The following is an 18,657-nucleotide window of genomic DNA, read 5'->3' on the forward strand; positions in this document are numbered from 1 at the left end:
AACCGAGTAGAAGGAGGGGATATCGTTGCCTAAGATGGTTACGTCCGTTATGGATTTAATCGGAGAGACGCCGATCGTACGGCTGAACCGGGTCGCGGCCGACGTTCCCGCATCCGTCTATATGAAGCTTGAATCCTTCAATCCCGGCAAGAGCGTCAAGGACCGGGCCGCTGCGAATATGATTCGGGTCGCGGAGCTGGAAGGACGAATCCAGCCGGGGCGCACGACCGTCATCGAGCCGACGTCCGGCAACACCGGCATCGGCCTTGCGATGGTTTGCGCCGCCAAGGGGTACCGCTGCATCATCACGATGCCCGATAACGCGACGAAGGAGCGAATATCGGTCATGAGAGCGTACGGCGCGGAGGTTTACCTGACGCCCGCCGCCAAGCGGATGACCGGCGCGATCGAGAAGGCGAACGAGCTCGCGGCCACCGTCCCCGATCCGTTCATCCCGATGCAGTTCGAGAACGCGGCGAATCCCGACGCGCATCGACATACGACCGCGCTCGAGATTTACGACGCCTTCGAAGGCGGATTGGATGCTCTCGTGGTAACGGCCGGAACCGGAGGAACGGTGACGGGCGTCGGGGAAGAGCTGAAGCGGCGGATTCCCGGCATTCGGATTTACGTGATCGAGCCGGCCGGTTCGCCCGTGCTGGCTGGCGGCGAGCCGGGGCCGCACAAAATCCCGGGAACCGGACCGGGCTTCGTCCCGGCCATTCTGAACCGCGGCGCCTTCGACGAAATTCTTCACATCGAAGACGACGACGCGCAGCGCATGGCTCGACGGCTGGCGAGGGAAGAGGGCATCCTGGTCGGCGCATCGGCGGCCGCGTCGGCGTTCTACGCCGTTCAAGTCGCTGGCGGCTTGCCGGCTTCCGCGCGCGTGCTCAGCCTTGCGCCGGACAGCGGCGAACGATATTTATCCTCGGATTTATTCGCCTTCGAGGATTGACCGAAAGAAAAGCGCACGGCTCCCGTTCCTTCGGGGTCCGTGCGCTTTGTTCGTTTTTATTGACGGCGGGATTTGCCGTTGTTTTTGCCCTGGAACGCCTGAGCCGCTTCTTCCGCCGAAAACTCCGTATCCTCGGCGCCCGGAACCGGCATCTTGTTCAACTCCGTCGATTGTACGGCCGCTTTAGCAGCTTGCTTTTGCTTCTTAGCCATGTCGCACCTCCTTCTGCTATCGAACAATCGTATTATTCTCGATACACTGCGTTTTTACCCCTCGGGAAAAGCTTCTAACGCTTCCCGCCCCAGGTGCGGCGGCGATGTTCAGCTGAACGTCCACCCCTTCAACAGCTCGATCCACGCCCGCGCCGCATACGGCAAATACCGCTCTTTCCGCCAGATCATCGCGAGCCTCCACTTCGGCTCCGGGAAGGCGAGCGGAACCGTTCGAACGGCGGGGTCGTCGATCTTATCGCAGACGTTCTGCGGCAAGAACGCGACGCCGAAGCGAGCGGCGACCATCCCCGTCATGAAATCCCATTGCGTCGTTTCCAACGCGATCTCCGGCCGGAACCCTTCCTCTTCGCAAGCCTGCGAAATTAAATGATGCAGCGTAAACTGCTCTCCGAACAAGATGAACGGCTCGTCTGCCAGCTCGCGCAGCGCGATCGACGAGCGGGAAGCGAGCGGATGCTCCGCGTGCAGCACCGCCCGAAGCTCGTCCTCGAAGAACGGCTGAATCGTGAACGCCGCTTCGTTCTCCACGGGCAGGATGACGATGCCGACGTCCAGGTCGCCGGCTTCGACGGCCGTTTCGATGCGCTTCCCGCCTTTTTCGATCAGTTTGATGTTGATATGCGGGTACTTGGCGTGGAAATGCTCGAGAATCGGGGGAAAGTACCGACCGCCGATCATGGGAGGCAATCCGAGCAGGAGATCGCCTCTTCGGAGCTCGAGCAGATCGTCCAGCTCGGTCGTCATGTTTTCCATGGAGGTTAAGATGCCTTGGGCCGAGCGCAGCAAAATTTCGCCGGCGTCCGTCAGTCGGATGCGCTTGCTTCCGCCGCGTTCGAACAAGGTGACGTTCAGCTCCTCCTCGAGCAGCCGGACCATCTTCGATAACGTCGGCTGGGTCACGTGCAACCGCTCCGCGGCTTTCGTATAACTTTGCGCTTTCGCTACGGCTACGAAATAAGAGAGCTGTCGTAGATCCAAATTAACAGCCTCCTTTCTCTATAGACAGATGGAATGAAAATCATTCGATATATGTATTTTACTTATATTTCAATTCGCTGTAGAGTGATATGCATCATAGACATGAGAGAAGGAGAGAAGCAGACATGACATTTTATACGAAAACCGATTCGAAGCCCGCATCCGAGTCGTATACGATAAAAGCATCGATCGTGCTTCCGCCCGACACGAACCATCACGGCACGATCTTCGGCGGCAAGCTGATGGCTTACATCGACGACGTCGCGACGATCGCGGCGACGCGCCACGCGCGCAGACCCGTCGTGACGGCATCGACGGACTCCGTCGATTTCCTGCATCCCGTGAAGAAGGGCGACGCGATCTGCTTGTCCGCCTTCGTCACATGGTCGCACCGCACCTCGATGGAGGTGTTCGTTCGCGCCATCACCGAGGATTTGTTGACAGGGGAACGGAAGGTATGCGCCACGTCGTTCCTGACTTTCGTAGCTTTAGACGAAGAAGGGAAGCCGATACACGTTCCCGGCGTCATTCCGCAGACGCAGGAGGAGAAATTGTTGTACGACAGCGCATTGGAACGGAAGGAAGCACGCAAAATAAGAAGACAAGAAAGCAAGAAATTCGCGGAATATCTCGGGGTCGACTATAAGCTCGGCGGAACGCCGGGCCGGCGGCGGGACGACTCGAACGCCTTCGCGGGTCCGTCGGGCTGGGAAGCCGGGGATCCGGTTGCTCCCGAACGGCTGACGGACGAGAAAGCCGAATGGAACGTCGGTTCCGGCCGACGAACGCCCGTCGTCGAACGAACCGCAGCCGAGCCGCACGCCGTCGAGCGACGGAACGCCGTCGGCAGCGACTACGCTGCCGGAGAGAAAAAATCCGCCGAACGCGCTTATGCTTCCCTGTGGGAAGACTGGAATTAACGCTAACAATGCAGCCTTCGTCCCGAGCTTTGGGAGGGAGGCTTTTTTCTCGATTGTAGTTGACAGCAGGTGCGGGTTCCTCAATAATAGTCGTATGTTGAGTTGTGCGCGCTCCCAGAAGAGGGTGGTCAGATGGCGCATACGTTGGAATCGATCGCGGAACTTGCCGGCGTGTCCCGAGGAACCGTCTCTCGGGTCGTGAACGGGCAGCCCGGCGTCAAGCCGAACGTAAGGGAGCGGGTGCTCGCCGTCATCGAACGGACCGGGTACGTTCCGAATCCGCAAGCCAGAAGCTTAGCGGGCGGGAAGACCGGCAATATCGGCGTCGTCGTCTTCGGCGACAAGCCGGATTTCCTGAAGCATCATATCTTCTTCGAAGCGCTGCAGGGCATTCAGGAGCAGACCGCTTCGAACGACTATGACCTGCTGCTGTACGCGAACCGGAAGGAAGCGGACGCGGAATATTGGAAGCGGATCGCCACGAAGCGGAAGACGGACGGTCTCATCATTATGGGGGAGCGGATTCAACCGGAGTACCTGCATTATTATCGACAGCGGGGCATCCCCTACGTATTGATCGGGAAGCGAGTGTTCGGTTCCCTGCCGCTCGCCTGCGTCGCCTCCGATTACCGCAGCGGGGCGTATCGCGCGACGAAGCATCTGTTGGAACGGGGAAGACGTCGCATCGCGTACATCCAAGGCCTTCCCGATATGCATCACGAGAACGAACGGTTCGCCGGGTATTGCGAGGCGCTCCGGGAAGCCGGACTCGACATGGACCCGTCCTTGATCATCGCCGGGCGCGCCGAGCGCGAGGAAGCGGTTCGGGAAATGCGGCTGCTGCTGAAGAGGCAAGCGTCGTTCGACGCGGTGTTCGCCGCCAACGATCTGATGGCGCTCGGCGCGATGGACGTCCTGCTGGAGAGCGGGCGCAGCGTGCCGGAGGACGTGGCGGTCGCAGGCTACGACGACATCGCGCAATCGCGTCATGCGTCGCCGCCGCTGACGACGGTTCGTCAGGAGAAGGAGAAGCTCGGCAAGGAAGCCGCTTCGCTGTTGTTCGACATGCTGCGCGGCGCGCTTCCCGCGGATGCGTCGAAGGACGTCGTCATCGAGAACGATTTAATCGTCAGGGCATCGACGTAAGGGAAGGAAGCCGCCAAGACGGCAGGCGGCTGTCCTTTTTCTTTACGCAAATCTGGGAGCGCTCCAAATAATACGAAGGGTTGTGATCGCTTATGTCCAGGATGAACTATGAGGTAGCGGTGCTCGGCGGAGGTCCGGCCGGCATTACAGCCGCGCTCAGCGCGGCGCGTAACGGCGCGAAGACGATCGTGGCGGAACGGTACGGCTTTCTGGGCGGGATGTCGACCGCGGCGATGGTGTATCCGTGGATGACGTTCCATTCCGCCTCCGGCAAACAAGTGATCAAGGGGATCGCGCAGGAAATCGTCGATCGACTTATGGCGCTGAACGCGTCGCCAGGTCATCTTCGGGATACGATCGGCTTCGTTCATACGCTGACCCCGTATCATCCCGAGGTGTACAAAGCGTTGGCCGGACGGATGCTGAAGGAAGCCGGCGTCGATATCCTGCTCCACACGTCGGCGATCGACGTCAAGACGGAAGGGGAGCGAATCGACTCGATTACGCTGTACAACAAGAGCGGCGTCTCGACGTTGTCCGCGAACGTCTTCGTCGACGCCACAGGTGACGGAGACATCGCGGCGATGGCCGGCGTGCCGTACGAGAAGGGCAACGCCAACGGGAAGGTGCAGCCGATGACGATGAAGTTCCGGATGCGCGGCGTAGACGTCGCCAAAGTAAAGCGGGCCATGCAGGACGATCCTTCGAACTTCTATGAGAAGTCGTTGACGTCCGAGCTGGATCGGCTTCCGGTGACGGGCGTTATGGGATTTTATGCGCAGTGGAAGGCGGCGGGGCTACCTGTCGAACGCGACGGGCTGCTGTTCTTCGTCGGTCCGAACGAAGACGAGGTGCTCGTCAACGTATCCCGCGTCTCGGGATTGGACCCGACGGACATCGGGGATTTAACGAAGGCGGAATTCGAGGGACGAGAACAAGTGCTGTTGCTGGAGTCTTTCTTCCGCGAACGTATACCGGGGTTCGAAAAGGCGAGCGTCTCGGCGGTCGGCGCCCAGATCGGCGTTCGGGAAACCCGAAGAATCACGGGGAAGTATGTGCTGAACGGGATCGACGTGTTGGACGGCCGCAGATTCGACGACGTCGTCGCGCGGAGCGGTTATCCGATCGACATCCACGATCCGGAAGGCAGCGGCGTCACCGCCAACTTTATCCGCGAAGGCGGCGCCTATGACATTCCGTACCGGAGCATCGTGCCGATTCGCACGACGAATTTGCTGCTGGCGGGAAGATGCATCTCGACGACGCACGAGGCGCAGGCGACGACCCGGCTGACGCCGAGCTGCATGGCGATCGGTCAAGCGGCCGGCGCCGCGGCCGCGCTCGCCTCGTCGCTCCGGCGCGAAGTCGAATCGGTACCGATTCTCGATCTGCAGGAGCGGCTGACGGCCGGCGGCGCCGAACTCGGCTTGACGAAATAAGGCCGAGCGAGGATTATTTTTTCGTAACCGAGACGCTCAGAATGGAGACGGGGGAGACCGGTCGGCTGAGTTCTCCGTTGTTCTCCTTCACCGGAGAGGCGGCGATGTCCAAGACGACGTCCATGCCGTCGACGACCTTACCGAAGATCGTATAGTTCGGGTTGGAATTCAGCAATTCGCTTTCCTCTCCCGTGCCGATGAAAAATTGGCTGCCGTTCGTATTCGGGCCGGCGTTCGCCATCGCGACGACGCCCGGTTCGTACCGGTGCCCGTTGTCCAGCTCGTCCTTGAAGGCGTAGCCGGGACCGCCTCGGCCTGTTCCCGTCGGGTCGCCGGTTTGGATGACGAAGTCTTTCAGGACGCGGTGGAAGATCACATTTTCATAGAAGCCTTCGTTCGCCAAAAATACAAAATTGTTCACCGTCACGGGGGCGTCCTTCGCGAACAACTCGATCGTGAAGCTGCCCTTGGACGTCTCGATCGTCGCTTCGTAAGCCGCTTCGGCGTCGATCGTCATCGCGGGCGGCGCGGCGTACCGGTTGCCGACGTAAATCGTCTCGCGTTTCGGATCGTAATGGACCGGCTTGCCGATCGTCTCGCTCATATAGCGGAGAGGAACGTAAGTGGTCCCCTTATACACGAACGGCGTTCCTTGCTCCGGCGCGATCGGCTTGTCCAATCCGTCGAATACGAAACGAAGCTGTTTGAAATACACTTCGATCTGCTGACCCGCAGCGCTCGCGCCCACCGACGCGGTCATCGCGGCCCCGATCAGAATGCCTGTCGTCAAAACCTTCAGCTTGCCCCAAGTCTCTTTCTTCAATTCATTCTCCTCCGTTTTCGTTGCGATATGTCCGCTACTCCGATTATATCGGCATTCGGCAAGAAATCATTGACTTTCTGCGTGGATGCGATTACAAATTTACTATAGGAAGGATCCGAAAGCGCGGCGAAAGAGAGAGATGAGCGAGAATGAGAGTACATCGCCTTACGATTGCGAACGACTTCGGGATCGAGGAGCTGCAGCGGATGTCGCAGGAAGCCGGCAAATTCAGCGCCGACATCTTGATCGAATACGAGGAAGAAGGGACGTCGTTCAAGATTGACGTCAAGAGCGTGCTCGGCACGATGCTGCTCGCGCTTCGGCGGGGAACGGACATCCTGCTGCGCACGAAGGGGAAGGACGAAGAGGAAGCGATCCATTGGCTGAGCGAGACGTTCGAGAATCGAACCTGAACCTAAAGAGAAGGCCGACGTCGCGTCGGCCTTCTTCTTCATGCTTCAGACGATTCGGACGGCTCCATGAACCATAGCGGGTCCATGCAATCCTCTTCGCCGTTGTAGTTGATGAAAATTTCTTCCCCCGCAACGATATCTTTATAAGCGTAGAAGTCGAACGTATGCTTCTCGAAGCTGATCTCGTACGTAGCGTTCGGCTGATACGAATGGTTGAACAAGCTGCCGTATCCTAACAAAATGGCCGTATGATTCGCGCCGTACTCATAGACGTAGTCCGCGAGAATCGTCTTCTCGATATGCTCGTGCTCTTCGTTCGGGTAAGGGATGACCGGCGCTTCGTGAATCAGTTCTCCCTTGGCGATATTGCGCGTGGCGAACACGCCTCTCTTGAACTCTCCGGCCGACACCGCGGATGTTTTGATTTCGATCATTGATAGTCACCTGTATGCTTTCTCATGAAATGAATTGCTTCGCAGGTCGATGGTTACAACCAACTTCGAGTGTACCGTATGAACGCGGAATCGGCAACCGTCGGCACCAGACGCCGGCTCGGCGAGAAACCAAAAAAATCGTCCGGCCGAAGTAGAAATATGTCGTGTTTTCTCGCGGTCGGAAGCGGTAGACTGAAGCAAACTTCAGAGCTGGAGAGATCTTTATGACGAATGCATACGAACCGGCCGCGATCATGGGCGCCCTGTACGGGCCCGGCATCGCAGGGTTGAAGGGAGCGTTCCCCCGCGAGTGGGCGGAGGCGCTTAGGGAAGATCTCGAGGCGCTGTACCGCGAAGCGCTGCAGCGGCCTGGCGGTACGGTCGGCCGCGGACCGAAACGCCATTACGTCGAGATCCATCCGGAGGATCTTCGCGGTTTCGTCGAGCTGGCCGCGCATCCCTGGGTGAGGGCGGTATGCGAGACGGTGCTCGGTCCGGACTACAATATCGTCGAGATCGGTTTCGACGTACCGAATCCCGGCGCGGTCGACCAACCGTGGCATCGCGACTTTCCGTCGCCCGAGGACACGTACAAGGGCAGACGTCTCACCTCGCTCGCCTTCAATGTCACCGCGGTCGACGTCGAGCCGGACATGGGACCGTTCGAGATCGCGCCCGGCACGCAGTGGGACGACGCCGCGGATTTCGAGCACGGCATGTTTCCGCCGCAGGACCGCTATTCCCGATACGAAGCGAGAGCGGAGCGGAAGATGCCGAAGATGGGAGACATCTCCGTCCGTTCGGCGTTGACGATCCACCGCGGGACGGCCAACCGCTCCGATCGAGCGAGGCCGGTTCTCGTTCTAGGCGTCGATGCGCCGGGAGCGAACAACCACGAGCGGCACGATCTGCAGGTTACCCAAGCCTATTACGAAACGCTGCCGGACGAAGTGAAGCGCCATCTGTTATGCCGCATCGTGGACCGTTTGGAACCGATCGTACAGAAGCACGATATCGAAGGCTTGAAGATGGGCGAGGCATAACGCTTCGAGCCGATCGTCGCTCGATTCCCACTCGAAAACGGACACCTCCGAGGAGGTGTCCGTTTCTTTCGTAAAGTAAAATCCTATTCTTTCGCCAACTCCAGCAGCTCCGATACGTCTTCCGCGACGGAACGGCCGGAGGCGGAAGCGGCCATCTTCGACTGAATGCGCTCGATCAACTCGACGGCTTTCGCGTCCGTAGCGGTCAAGATGCGCACATGGTTGTCGAACATCGCCTCCACCTGTTTCTTCGCGATCGCGAGGTTATCGTCCTCGGCGCTCCGCTCCGTCTTCGTCCCTTCCCCGCGCGCTCCCTTGCCCGACATGCCCTGCGTCGGGCTTAACACCTCGTTCTGCAGCGCATCGTATCGGTTCGACACGTTCGACGATTTCTCCCGCGCCAAGATGACGGTGTCGTCGATGACGAACACTTCCACGCCTTCGACGCCCTCCGCCGATATCCGGGATTCGATATGCGAGGACACGCCGCCCTCATGAAGCCCGGACGACCCGATCATGCTGTATACGGACGTCCCCATCCCGCTCGTCGTCCGTCCGCGTTCGTTCGTCGTGTGCGTCTTCGGTCCGCTTACGCTCGGAATGACCCCGATATCGCCTCCGTGCGCGGACGTCCCGGCGCCGTCGTCATGACCCTCGTGCGGGACGACTTGCTCGTTGTCGGCCGCCGTACGATCGTTCCCGGCGCATCCGCTCGCGAGCGACGAAATTCCGAATAAGACGGCGACGGCTGCTTGATAGCTTCGTTTCATATGGTAAACCTCCTCCGAAATTTACGATTAACATGCCCATTGGATTTTTAGTGTATGAATGGTTTTTCATAGGGGAAAACCACTGTCAAGGCAAAGAATAATGCGCGGGAGGTTTCACGACGATGGACGAACAAGAACGTCCGAAGACGACCGACGATCAAGCGAAGGGGATGTCGCGCCGGCAGTTTCTCGTTACATCCGGATATGCCGTCGGCGGCGCCGTTCTCGGCGGCGTCTTGGGTTATTTACTGCCGAAGCGGCAGGAAGCGGCGCCTCCGGCCGCCCCGGCCGCGGAGGGGAACGATTACGGGCAAGCGCTCATGTTCTTTACGCAGGAGCAGTTCTCGATCGCGCAAGCGGCGACCGAGCGCATCTTCCCGACGGACGAGAACGGGCCCGGCGCGAAGGAGCTCGGCGTCGCCTACTACCTCGACCATCAACTCGCCAGCGAGTGGGGCTTCAACGCTAGAGATTATATGCAAGGCCCGTTCTTCGTCGGGGAGAAGGTGCAGGGCTATCAGGGGCGGTTGAAGCGGAGGGACATTTTCCAAATCGGTCTTCGGGAAATGCAAAACTACAGTCAAAGCCAGTACGGCAAAGCGTTCGTCAACCTGACGGAGGAAGAGCAGGACGCGGTGCTGACGGCGTTCCAAAACGACGAGGTGCCGGTGACGACGATATCCGCCAGCGGATTTTTCAGTATGCTCCGCAGCGGCACGTTGGAAGGCGTCTATAGCGACCCGTTGTACGGGGGGAACAAAAATATGGCCGGCTGGGCGATGCGCAACTACCCCGGCAGTCAGATGTCATACACGCAAATTATGGATAAAGACTTCACGAAGGTGCCGCCTAGAAGCTTGAAAGACCATGTAGCGCACTCTTGAGCTTACGAAAAGGAGGAATGAACAGATGGCCAAGAAATTGCCGAAGACGGACGTCGTCATTATCGGCGTCGGCTGGTCCGGAGGCATCATCGCATCCGAGCTGACGAAGAACGGTTTGTCGGTCGTCGGGCTGGAGCGCGGGCGGGAGCGGACGACGGAAGATTATTTCATGGTTCATGACGAGCTTCGATATGCGCTTCGGTACGAATTGATGCAGGACCTGTCGAAGGAAACCATCACGTTCCGAAGCAACGAGAAAATCCGGGCGCTTCCCATGCGGCAGTACGGATCGTTCCTATTGGGCGAAGGTCTCGGCGGCGCGGGCGTGCATTGGAACGGCCAGACGTTCCGCTTCCTGCCGTACGACTTTCAAATTCGGAGCCTGACCGAGGAACGGTACGGGAAAAACAAAGTCCCGGCGGAGATGACCATACAAGATTGGGGCATTACATACGACGAGCTGGAGCCTTATTTCGACGCGTTCGAAAAGATGGCCGGCATCTCGGGGGAGGAAAATCCGCTCGGCGGCAAACGCTCCAGCCCGTATCCGACGCCGCCGATGATTCAGACGCCGTCGATGAAGCGATTCGCGGATGCGGCGAGTAAGCTGAATTTACATCCGTTCACGATGCCGTCCGCCAATCTATCGACCGCCTACACGAATCCGGACGGCATCTCGCGGGCGCCGTGCCAGTATTGCGGGTATTGCGAACGATTCGGCTGCGAGTTCGGCGCGAAAGCGGACCCGGTCGTTACGGTCATCCCTGTCGCGAAGAAGACGGGGAAGTTCGAAATTCGGACCCACTCGAACGTCCGTCGCATCCTGCATACCGGGGGCAAGGCGACGGGAGTGCTGTATACGGACATTACGACGGGAGAAGAGATCGAGCAGCCTGCGGATATCGTGGTGCTTACGGGATACGTGTTTAACAATGTACGTCTACTGTTAATGTCCGAAATCGGGAAACCGTACGATCCTGCGAGCGGCACCGGCGTAGTCGGGAAAAACTATGCGTATCAGGTGATGAAAGGAAGCGCGATGGGGTTCTTCGACGACGCGGAATACAATCTGTTCGCCGGCGCCGGGTCGCTCGGTATGAGCTTAGACGACTACAACGGGGACAACTTCGATCATTCCGAATTAAATTTCATCCACGGAGGGAACATTAGTTTTACGAATACGGGGCAACGACCGATTCAAAACAACACCGTTCCCGAAGGTACGCCGAAATGGGGCAAGGAGTTTAAGGCCCAATCGCTCAAGTACGCCAACCGCGTGCTGAAGGTAGGCGGGCAGGGCGCCTCCATGCCTTTCCGGCATCACTACCTTGATCTGGACCCCACGTATAAGGATGCTTTCGGCGATCCGTTGATCCGCATCACGTTCGATTTCGAAGAGCAGGATCGTCAGCTCGCGAAGTATCTGACCGATCGTTGTTCGGAAATTATGCAAGAGATGCGGCCCAGCCTGATGGAGTCCTTGAAGGAGTTGGGACCATACGAGATCATGACGTATCAGTCGACCCACAACACCGGCGGCGTCATCATGGGAAGCGATCCGAGCGCTTCGGCGGTCAACAACTACTTGCAGATGTGGGATATGGAAAATTTGTTCGTGATCGGCGCCTCGGCCTTCGCGCACAACAGCGGGTACAACCCGACGGGTACATTGGGGGCGCTCTCTTACCGCGCCGCGGAAGGGATCGCGACGTATAGCAAGAAGGGCGGAATTCTCGCGTGACGCGAACGGAAACAATCCAAAGCGAGGGAGATGGAATACGATGGTGAAAATGCGATGGATGCTGCTCTGCATGGCGCTGGCGGCGTCGCTCTCCGCGTGCGGCGGAGGCGGCGGGAACGATGCCGGCGAAGCTCCCGCGGGGGATGCCGCTCCGCCTGCCGAGACGGAGAACGGCGCCGCGGGCGACGCTGGCGGCGGGGATCTTGAAGCGACGGCGAGACCGATCTACGAAGGGAACTGCATGGCATGCCACGGGACGGACTTGGCCGGCGCAGGAAGCTTCCCGAGCTTGCAGCAGGTCGGCGCCGATATGACGCAGGAAGAGATCGCGGCCAAGATCGCCGGCGGCGGGAACGGGATGCCGGCGTTCGAAGGCCGATTGACGGACGACGAGATCGGCGCGCTTTCGCAATGGCTTGCGGCGATGAAGTAAAAAAGAAGGTCGACGGCGGGAGCTCCGCCGTCGACCTTTATTTTTGTTCTTCCTTGTCGTCTTCGAAATCGGACACGAGCTCGCGCGTCGAGGTTTTGAATTCGTTCAGCGTTCGTCCGAAGCTGCGCCCCAACTCCGGCAATCGCGACGGCCCGAAGATCAGCAGGGCGACGAGCAAGAGCAGGACGAGCCCGGGGATCCCGATGTTTCCGAACGGCATGGGGCTCGACTCCTTCCGCGTGGAATTTTCTTTATCATGCCCTTATAGACGCTCATACGATTCTTTGTTATCCTGAAGGTATTCCGGAGCATAATATAGTATTCGGTTTTATAATATAAAACATAATGGGCAAGGAGCGTCGTAGATGCCGTTGATACAATCGGTCCAGCGAGCGCTGCAAATCGTCGATTTATTCGACGAACGAACGCCGGAGCTGAAAATTACGGAGATCAGCGCCCGCATGCAGCTGCATAAGAGCACCGTACATTCCCTACTGAAGACGCTGATGCATCACGGATATATCGCGCAAGACGACGAAAGCGGAAAATATCGTCTCGGCTTGGCTTTGGTCGAGAAGGGGAATATGCTCCTGCAGTCGATGGATCTTCGGTCGATCGCGAAGCCGTATATCGCCGAGCTGTCGGCGAAGAGCGGACAGACGACGCATCTGGTCGTATTGGACGGCAGGGACGGCGTATATATCGATAAGGTGGAAGGGGCGAAGGCCGCCATCCGGTACTCCCGCATCGGACGGCGCGTCCCGCTGCACAGCAGCGCCGTCGGGAAAGCGTTGGCCGCGTTCCGTCCGCTCGAAGCCCTCCATGCGCTGCTCGACGATTATACGTTCGACAAGCGCACCGAGCGGACGATCGGCGACCGGGAAGCCTTCTTAGCGGAGTTGACTCGCGTACGAGGCTGCGGCTTCGCGATCGACGACGAGGAGAACGAGCCCGGCGTCCGATGCGCGGCCGCGCCGATCTTCGACCATAGCGGCGTCGCCGCGGCGGCGATCAGCGTTTCGACGATGACTTCGTCCGTCGACGACGACGCGCTGCGCGCGTTGATCGACGAGCTGCTGGAGGCGGCGAAGGCGATCTCTCGGCAGCTCGGGTACAAGGGGTAAGCCGTCGGTCTCGTCTTCGGCCGCGGGTTTCTTCCGCGAATCCCGATACGAGAACGATGTTTTATAATATAAAACAACAATATCTTCGGGAGGAATGATTCATGAGGCTGATTCGGTATCGGGAACATACGGGATGGCGGCTCGGCGCGGTTCCGGACGGCGCCGACGCGGCGTACGCGCTGCCGGACGCGGACGTGTTCGCGCTTGTTCGGCGGGCGGCGGCGAACGGGGTTACGGCGGCGGATGCGGCGCGCGCTTCGATCCGGGAAGCGTCGCCGATCGCAGACGACTGGCGGAGCCTGACGCTCGGCGTACCGATCGAAGCGCCGGAAGTGTGGGCCGCCGGCGTCACGTACCAGCGGAGCCGGGAAGCGCGCAATTACGAAGCGACCGGCGGGAAGCTGGACGCAAGCACCTTCTACGACAAAGTATACGACGCGGAACGCCCCGAAATTTTCTTCAAGTCGACGGCGGCGCGTACGGTCGGGCCCGGCGGCGAGGTTTCGCTGCGCAGCGATTCCGCGTGGCAAGTCCCGGAGCCCGAGCTCGGCGTCGTGTTGGACGGCGACGGCCGCATCGTCGCGTATACGATCGGCAACGATATGAGCTGCCGAGACATCGAAGGAGAGAATCCGTTGTATTTGCCCCAGGCGAAGATGTGGAAGCAGTCATGCTCGCTCGGACCGACGCTGCGCCTGGCCGAGACGACGCCGGACCCGTACGCGCTCGACATCGAGCTTCGCATCTATCGAGGCGGCCGGTTGGTCGTCGAGGAGCGCGCCAACACCGGCCAGCTGAAGCGGAGACTGGAGGAGCTCGTCTCGTTCTTGCGGCGGGATAACGTGATCTTCGAAGGCACGGTACTGCTCACAGGCACCTGTATCGTCCCCCCGAACCAATTCACGCTGGAGGCGAACGATCGGATCGAGATCGACATCGCCGGCATCGGTACGCTGATCAATTCCGTCGTCGCATGAGGATTTACATGTAAGCGGATACATGAAAATAATTGATAGGTCCTTGAATGAGTACATACAAAGAGAGGATGAACCCATCGTATGAATGCAACGAACGATATTCCCGTATATGCGAATTACATCGGCGGCGCGTGGGTCGCGGCCGCGGGCGGCGCGACGGTGCCGAGCGTCAACCCGGCGAATCGCTCCGTCGTCGGTGTCGTGCCCGCTTCGACGCGGGCGGATTTGGACCGCGCCGTCGAAGCGGCGAACGAGGCGCGCCGCGCCTGGAGGAAGCTGACAGGGGCGCAGCGCGGAACGCTGCTGTTCAAGGCGGCCGATCTGATGGAACGAAGACTCGACGAGATCGGCGAAACGATGACGCGGGAGATGGGCAAGACGTTCGCCGAGGCGAAGGGCGAGACGGCCCGGGGCGTCGCGATCTTACGTTATTACGCCGGGGAAGGCATGCGCAAGACGGGCGACGTCATTCCGGCGACGGACGCCGAGGCGCTCCTCTATACGACGCGGGCGCCCCTCGGGGTCGTCGGCGCCATCACGCCGTGGAATTTCCCCGTGGCGATTCCGATTTGGAAGCTGGCGCCGGCGTTGATCTACGGGAATTGCGTCGTCTGGAAGCCGGCGACGGATACCGCGGTCACCGCAGCGAAAGTTATGGAGTGCTTCCACGAAGCGGGCTTCCCGGCCGGGACGATCCAGATGGTCGTCGGCGGCGGACGGGAGATCGGGCAGGGCATGGCCGAGCATCCGGGCATTCACGGTATAACGTTCACTGGGTCGAACGCGGTCGGGAAGCAGGTCGGGGCGGCGGCGTTCGCGCGGGGCGCGAAATACCAGCTCGAGATGGGCGGGAAAAATCCGATCGTCGTGGCGGCCGATGCGGATCTCGACTTGGCGGTCGAGGCGACGATCAGCGGCGGCCTTCGTTCGACGGGGCAGAAGTGCACCGCCACGAGCCGCGTCATCGTCGTGAAGGACGCGTACGACGCGTTCCGAGCGAAGCTGCTCGACAAGATCGCTACGCTGAAGGTCGGCGACGGGATGCAGCCGGATACGTGGCTCGGGCCGTGCGCGAACGAAAGCCAGTACGACACGGTGCTGTCGTACATTCGTCAAGGCGTCGAAGAAGGCGCGCAGCTCGTCTTCGGCGGTACGAAGCCGACCGACGAGGCGCTGAAGGACGGCTTCTACGTCACGCCGGCGGTGTTCGAAGGCGTTACGTCGCGGATGAAGATCGCCCAGGAGGAAATTTTCGGCCCGGTGCTGGCGCTGCTTCGAGCGGAATCGCTGGAGGAGGCGATCGAACTGGCGAACGACGTCGACTACGGGCTCAGCGCTTCGTTATACACGAAGAATATCGGGCAGGCGCTCGCGTTCGTGCAGGAGATCGACGCCGGATTGGTTCGCGTCAACGCGGAGACGGCGGGCGTCGAGCTGCAGGCGCCGTTCGGCGGGATGAAGCAATCGAGTTCGCATTCCCGCGAGCAAGGGCAGGCGGCGATCGAGTTTTATACGTCCGTGAAGACCGTATTCCTGAAACCATAATGCGACCGAAGGGACCGATGCTTCCGTGAGCTCCGCCGATTTGATTTCCGTGATGGGACCGGAGGACGACGACGTCTTCCGCATTCGTACGCATGCGCCAGGTCCGAGCGGCTCGCTGCCGTTGACGCCGGAGCAGCTTCGCCACGCGCCGAGCGGCGACTTGTTCGGTTGGTCGCAGAACGTCGGCATGGGGCTTGCGCCGAGCCGGCTCGGCGGACCGGAAGTGCTGCTGCTCGGCACGATGGGCGGCATCCGGGACGCGGACGGCCGGCCGATCGCCCTCGGCTATCATACGGGCCACTGGGAGATCGGCCTGCTCATGCAAGCCGCGGCTCGGGAGGTCGCGGCGTCCGGCGGCGTCCCGTTCGCGGGCTACGTCAGCGATCCGTGCGACGGCCGTTCTCAAGGCACGACCGGCATGTTCGATTCGCTGCCGTATCGGAACGACGCCGCGCTCGTCATGCGCCGCCTCATCCGCTCGTTGCCGACGCGCAAGGCGGTCATCGGCGTGGCGACGTGCGACAAGGGACTTCCGGCGACGATGATCGCCATCGCAGGCATGTCGAAGCTGCCGGGCGTCATCGTGCCCGGCGGCGTGACGCTGCCGCCGACCGTCGGCGAAGACGCCGGGAAAATCCAGACGATCGGCGCGCGGTACGCGAACGACGAGCTGTCGCTCGAGGAAGCGGCGGACCTCGGCTGCCGCGCTTGCGCGACGCCGGGCGGCGGCTGCCAGTTCCTCGGCACGGCCGGCACCGCGCAAGTCGTCGCCGAGGCGCTCGGATTGACCGTACCGCACGCCGCGCTCGCGCCGTCCGGACAGCCGGTATGGGAGGAGATGGCGCGTCAATCGGCTCGGGCCGCGATGCGCGCCGCAAACAACGGGCTGACCGTCGGCGCGATCGTGACTGATGCGGCGATTCGCAACGCGATGGCGATTCATGCCGCGTTCGGCGGCTCGACGAACCTGCTGCTCCATATCCCGGCCATCGCGCATGCCGCTGGCGTTCGTATTCCGGACGTCGCGGACTGGGCGGACGTGAATCGGGCGGTGCCGCGCATCGTGAGCGTGCTGCCGAACGGGCCGATCCATCACCCGACGGTGCGCGTCTTCCTGGCCGGCGGGGTGCCCGAGGTTTGTCTGAAGCTGCGCGGACTCGGCGTGCTGGACGAGAAGGCGATGACGATCGCCGGGGCGACGTTGGGGGAGACGCTCGACTGGTGGGAGTCGTCGGAGCGCAGACATCGGATGCGCAAGCGTCTGCGGGACGTCGACGGCATCGATCCGGACGACGTCGTCTTTACGCCCGAACGGGCGCGAACGGCCGGCTTGACGTCGACGGTGACGTTCCCGGTCGGCAACCTCGCCCCGGAAGGGGCGGTCATCAAGTCGACCGCGATCGATCCGTCCGTCGTAGGGGACGACGGGGTGTACCGGCATATCGGGCAGGCGAAAGTATTCGTCTCCGAGAAGGCCGCCGTCAAGGCGATCAAGACCGGCGGCATTCAAGCGGGGGACGTGTTGGCGCTCATCGGCCGAGGGCCGAGCGGCACCGGGATGGAAGAGACGTACCAGCTGACGTCGGCGCTGAAATTTTTGCCTTTCGGGAAATATGTTTCGCTGCTGACGGACGCGCGGTTTTCCGGCGTGTCGACGGGCGCTTGCATCGGGCATATCGGGCCGGAGGCGCTGGCGGGCGGACCGATCGGCAAGCTGCGCGACGGGGACCGGATCCGCATCGAGATCGATCGGGTTAGATTGACCGGCCGCATCGACTTCGTCGGCGAGGGAGAAGAGACATTCGACGCGGACGAGGGGGAGCGGCGCCTGGCGATGCGAACGCCTCACCCGGACTTGGCGCCGGATCCCGAGCTGCCGGACGATACGCGGATTTGGGCGGCGCTGCAATCGGTCAGCGGCGGCACCTGGCGCGGCGGCGTCTACGACGCGGACCGGATCGTGGCGGCGTTGGAAGCGGGGAAGAAGGCGCTGGGTTGGTAGACGGGAGCGGAACGGCGTCTATTCGTAAGAAGCGTCGCCGAGTCGGCGGATGCGATACGCGTTGATCGCGACCTCGCCGAGCTCCTCCAAGATGGTGTAGTTGGCCCAGGCGCCCGCGACCGCGCCGATGCCGGGCACCATCTGGAGCATTTTCCGAAAATCGATCGAATCTCTATACTCCTTCTGGAACGTCTCCCAATCCATGCGTCGGTAATACTCGGAATCCGAAGACCATCGTTCCTTCTCGACGTCCCATCGCCGGATCAAATCCAGCACGTATTCGCGCTGCGCATTGCTCGAGAAGGCGAGCCGGAACACGTTCAACAGAAAGATCCGCTCGGAAAACGAATTCGTATCGTAGCCGTAAACATGCGCCAACTCGAACAAACATTTCATCTTGATCGCGATCAAGGCCGGGAAGTCCACGGCGTTCAGAATCAGGCCGCCCGTGCCGGTGCCGGCGCCTTCGGCCGTCGCGATCTTCTGGTATAACGAGAGCGTATTCCTCGCTTCCTGATCGGCCTCTTCGAGCGTCGCGTCGCGATTCACCTTCCGCCTGGGCGTATATTCGGCGCCGAAGAGCGCCGTACGAACGATCGATCGTACGGTCGCCGTGATCGCCTGATGCACCTTCGCAGGGATCAACTCGTTGATTTTCGCGCTGATCGTCTTCGAGGTTCGTTCGAGCCATCCCGGCGGTTCCGTCAGGCGGCGCTCCCATACGTCCAATTCGAATCGAATGCGCTGTTCATATGCGTTCAATGGTTTTATCTCCCATCCTACCAAGTTTCGAC

19 protein-coding genes and 1 pseudogene are annotated in these 18,657 nt (G+C 60.7%); 13 read left to right on the forward strand and 7 right to left on the reverse strand.

From position 1 onward, the window contains the following. Positions 1–34: 34 nt before the first annotated feature. Positions 35–958: a cysteine synthase A gene (gene cysK, locus FE782_RS08380; protein ID WP_138193832.1), complete on the forward strand. Its 924-nt coding sequence runs from the start codon at positions 35–37 to the stop codon at positions 956–958. A gap of 56 nt (positions 959–1,014) precedes the next feature. On the opposite strand, the gene FE782_RS32570 is transcribed toward cysK, so the two are convergent. Both FE782_RS32570 and FE782_RS08385 read right to left on the reverse strand, forming a co-directional pair. Continuing rightward, the gene (locus FE782_RS32570) at positions 1,015–1,170 is read right to left on the reverse strand and encodes a hypothetical protein (protein WP_171045990.1); all 156 of its coding nucleotides are present in this window, start codon (positions 1,168–1,170) and stop codon (positions 1,015–1,017) included. A gap of 108 nt (positions 1,171–1,278) precedes the next feature. Beyond that, positions 1,279–2,169: a LysR family transcriptional regulator gene (locus tag FE782_RS08385; protein ID WP_138193632.1), complete on the reverse strand. Its 891-nt coding sequence runs from the start codon at positions 2,167–2,169 to the stop codon at positions 1,279–1,281. A 125-nt stretch (positions 2,170–2,294) separates the two neighbouring features. On the opposite strand from FE782_RS08385, the pseudogene FE782_RS08390 reads away from it, so the two are divergent. The 3 genes and pseudogenes from FE782_RS08390 to FE782_RS08400 all read left to right on the forward strand — a co-directional run. Next, positions 2,295–2,813 (forward strand): annotated as a pseudogene (locus FE782_RS08390) (acyl-CoA thioesterase); the annotation flags it as partial. 408 nt (positions 2,814–3,221) lie between these two features. Beyond that, positions 3,222–4,235 carry a LacI family DNA-binding transcriptional regulator gene (locus tag FE782_RS08395; protein WP_138193633.1) on the forward strand — a complete coding sequence of 338 codons (1,014 nt, stop codon included), beginning with the start codon at positions 3,222–3,224 and terminating at the stop codon, positions 4,233–4,235. Positions 4,236–4,327: 92 nt separating this feature from the next. Next, positions 4,328–5,674 (forward strand): FAD-dependent oxidoreductase, encoded by a 1,347-nt coding sequence (locus FE782_RS08400; protein ID WP_138193634.1) that lies wholly within the window; start codon positions 4,328–4,330, stop codon positions 5,672–5,674. A gap of 13 nt (positions 5,675–5,687) precedes the next feature. Here FE782_RS08400 and FE782_RS08405 read toward each other — a convergent pair whose 3' ends face one another. Continuing rightward, on the reverse strand, positions 5,688–6,497 hold the full coding sequence (locus tag FE782_RS08405) for a peptidylprolyl isomerase (RefSeq protein ID WP_238392387.1): 810 nt from the start codon (positions 6,495–6,497) through the stop codon (positions 5,688–5,690). A gap of 149 nt (positions 6,498–6,646) precedes the next feature. Here FE782_RS08405 and FE782_RS08410 point away from each other — a divergent pair, with 149 nt between their 5' ends. Continuing rightward, positions 6,647–6,910 (forward strand): HPr family phosphocarrier protein, encoded by a 264-nt coding sequence (locus tag FE782_RS08410; protein WP_138193635.1) that lies wholly within the window; start codon positions 6,647–6,649, stop codon positions 6,908–6,910. 38 nt (positions 6,911–6,948) lie between these two features. On the opposite strand, the gene FE782_RS08415 is transcribed toward FE782_RS08410, so the two are convergent. After that, entirely contained in the window at positions 6,949–7,344 is a 396-nt protein-coding gene (locus tag FE782_RS08415; RefSeq protein ID WP_138193636.1) for an SET domain-containing protein, read from the reverse strand. Between the two features lie 224 nt (positions 7,345–7,568). Between FE782_RS08415 and FE782_RS08420 the strand changes: the two genes are divergently transcribed. Further along, positions 7,569–8,387: a phytanoyl-CoA dioxygenase family protein gene (locus FE782_RS08420; protein WP_138193637.1), complete on the forward strand. Its 819-nt coding sequence runs from the start codon at positions 7,569–7,571 to the stop codon at positions 8,385–8,387. 83 nt (positions 8,388–8,470) lie between these two features. Here the strand turns inward: FE782_RS08420 and FE782_RS08425 are convergent, their stop codons facing one another. Continuing rightward, positions 8,471–9,157 carry a hypothetical protein gene (locus FE782_RS08425; protein WP_138193638.1) on the reverse strand — a complete coding sequence of 229 codons (687 nt, stop codon included), beginning with the start codon at positions 9,155–9,157 and terminating at the stop codon, positions 8,471–8,473. Positions 9,158–9,279: 122 nt separating this feature from the next. Here FE782_RS08425 and FE782_RS08430 point away from each other — a divergent pair, with 122 nt between their 5' ends. From FE782_RS08430 to FE782_RS08440, 3 genes are read left to right on the forward strand one after another with little or no spacing between them, the layout of a single operon-like run. Then, entirely contained in the window at positions 9,280–10,041 is a 762-nt protein-coding gene (locus tag FE782_RS08430; protein WP_138193639.1) for a gluconate 2-dehydrogenase subunit 3 family protein, read from the forward strand. Between the two features lie 25 nt (positions 10,042–10,066). After that, entirely contained in the window at positions 10,067–11,782 is a 1,716-nt protein-coding gene (locus FE782_RS08435; protein WP_138193640.1) for a GMC family oxidoreductase, read from the forward strand. A 40-nt stretch (positions 11,783–11,822) separates the two neighbouring features. Then, positions 11,823–12,215 carry a c-type cytochrome gene (locus FE782_RS08440; RefSeq protein ID WP_138193641.1) on the forward strand — a complete coding sequence of 131 codons (393 nt, stop codon included), beginning with the start codon at positions 11,823–11,825 and terminating at the stop codon, positions 12,213–12,215. A gap of 37 nt (positions 12,216–12,252) precedes the next feature. Here the strand turns inward: FE782_RS08440 and FE782_RS08445 are convergent, their stop codons facing one another. Next, on the reverse strand, positions 12,253–12,435 hold the full coding sequence (locus FE782_RS08445; RefSeq protein ID WP_138193642.1) for a twin-arginine translocase TatA/TatE family subunit: 183 nt from the start codon (positions 12,433–12,435) through the stop codon (positions 12,253–12,255). A 145-nt stretch (positions 12,436–12,580) separates the two neighbouring features. Between FE782_RS08445 and FE782_RS08450 the strand changes: the two genes are divergently transcribed. The 4 genes from FE782_RS08450 (at position 12,581) to FE782_RS08465 (ending at position 17,863) form a co-directional block, all read left to right on the forward strand. Beyond that, complete coding sequence (locus FE782_RS08450) at positions 12,581–13,339, forward strand: IclR family transcriptional regulator (RefSeq protein WP_138193643.1); 759 nt, start codon at positions 12,581–12,583, stop codon at positions 13,337–13,339. Between the two features lie 101 nt (positions 13,340–13,440). Next, complete coding sequence (locus FE782_RS08455) at positions 13,441–14,316, forward strand: fumarylacetoacetate hydrolase family protein (RefSeq protein ID WP_138193644.1); 876 nt, start codon at positions 13,441–13,443, stop codon at positions 14,314–14,316. Positions 14,317–14,397: 81 nt separating this feature from the next. Then, on the forward strand, positions 14,398–15,861 hold the full coding sequence (gene gucD / locus FE782_RS08460) for an alpha-ketoglutaric semialdehyde dehydrogenase GucD (RefSeq protein WP_138193645.1): 1,464 nt from the start codon (positions 14,398–14,400) through the stop codon (positions 15,859–15,861). Between the two features lie 52 nt (positions 15,862–15,913). Then, entirely contained in the window at positions 15,914–17,863 is a 1,950-nt protein-coding gene (locus FE782_RS08465; RefSeq protein WP_138193834.1) for a YjhG/YagF family D-xylonate dehydratase, read from the forward strand. Between the two features lie 18 nt (positions 17,864–17,881). Here FE782_RS08465 and FE782_RS08470 read toward each other — a convergent pair whose 3' ends face one another. Further along, positions 17,882–18,625, reverse strand: a complete 744-nt coding sequence (locus tag FE782_RS08470; protein ID WP_138193646.1) for an EcsC family protein — start codon at positions 18,623–18,625, stop codon at positions 17,882–17,884. Positions 18,626–18,657: the final 32 nt, after the last annotated feature.

Source organism: Paenibacillus antri (assembly GCF_005765165.1).
GTDB lineage: Bacteria > Bacillota > Bacilli > Paenibacillales > YIM-B00363 > Paenibacillus_AE > Paenibacillus_AE antri.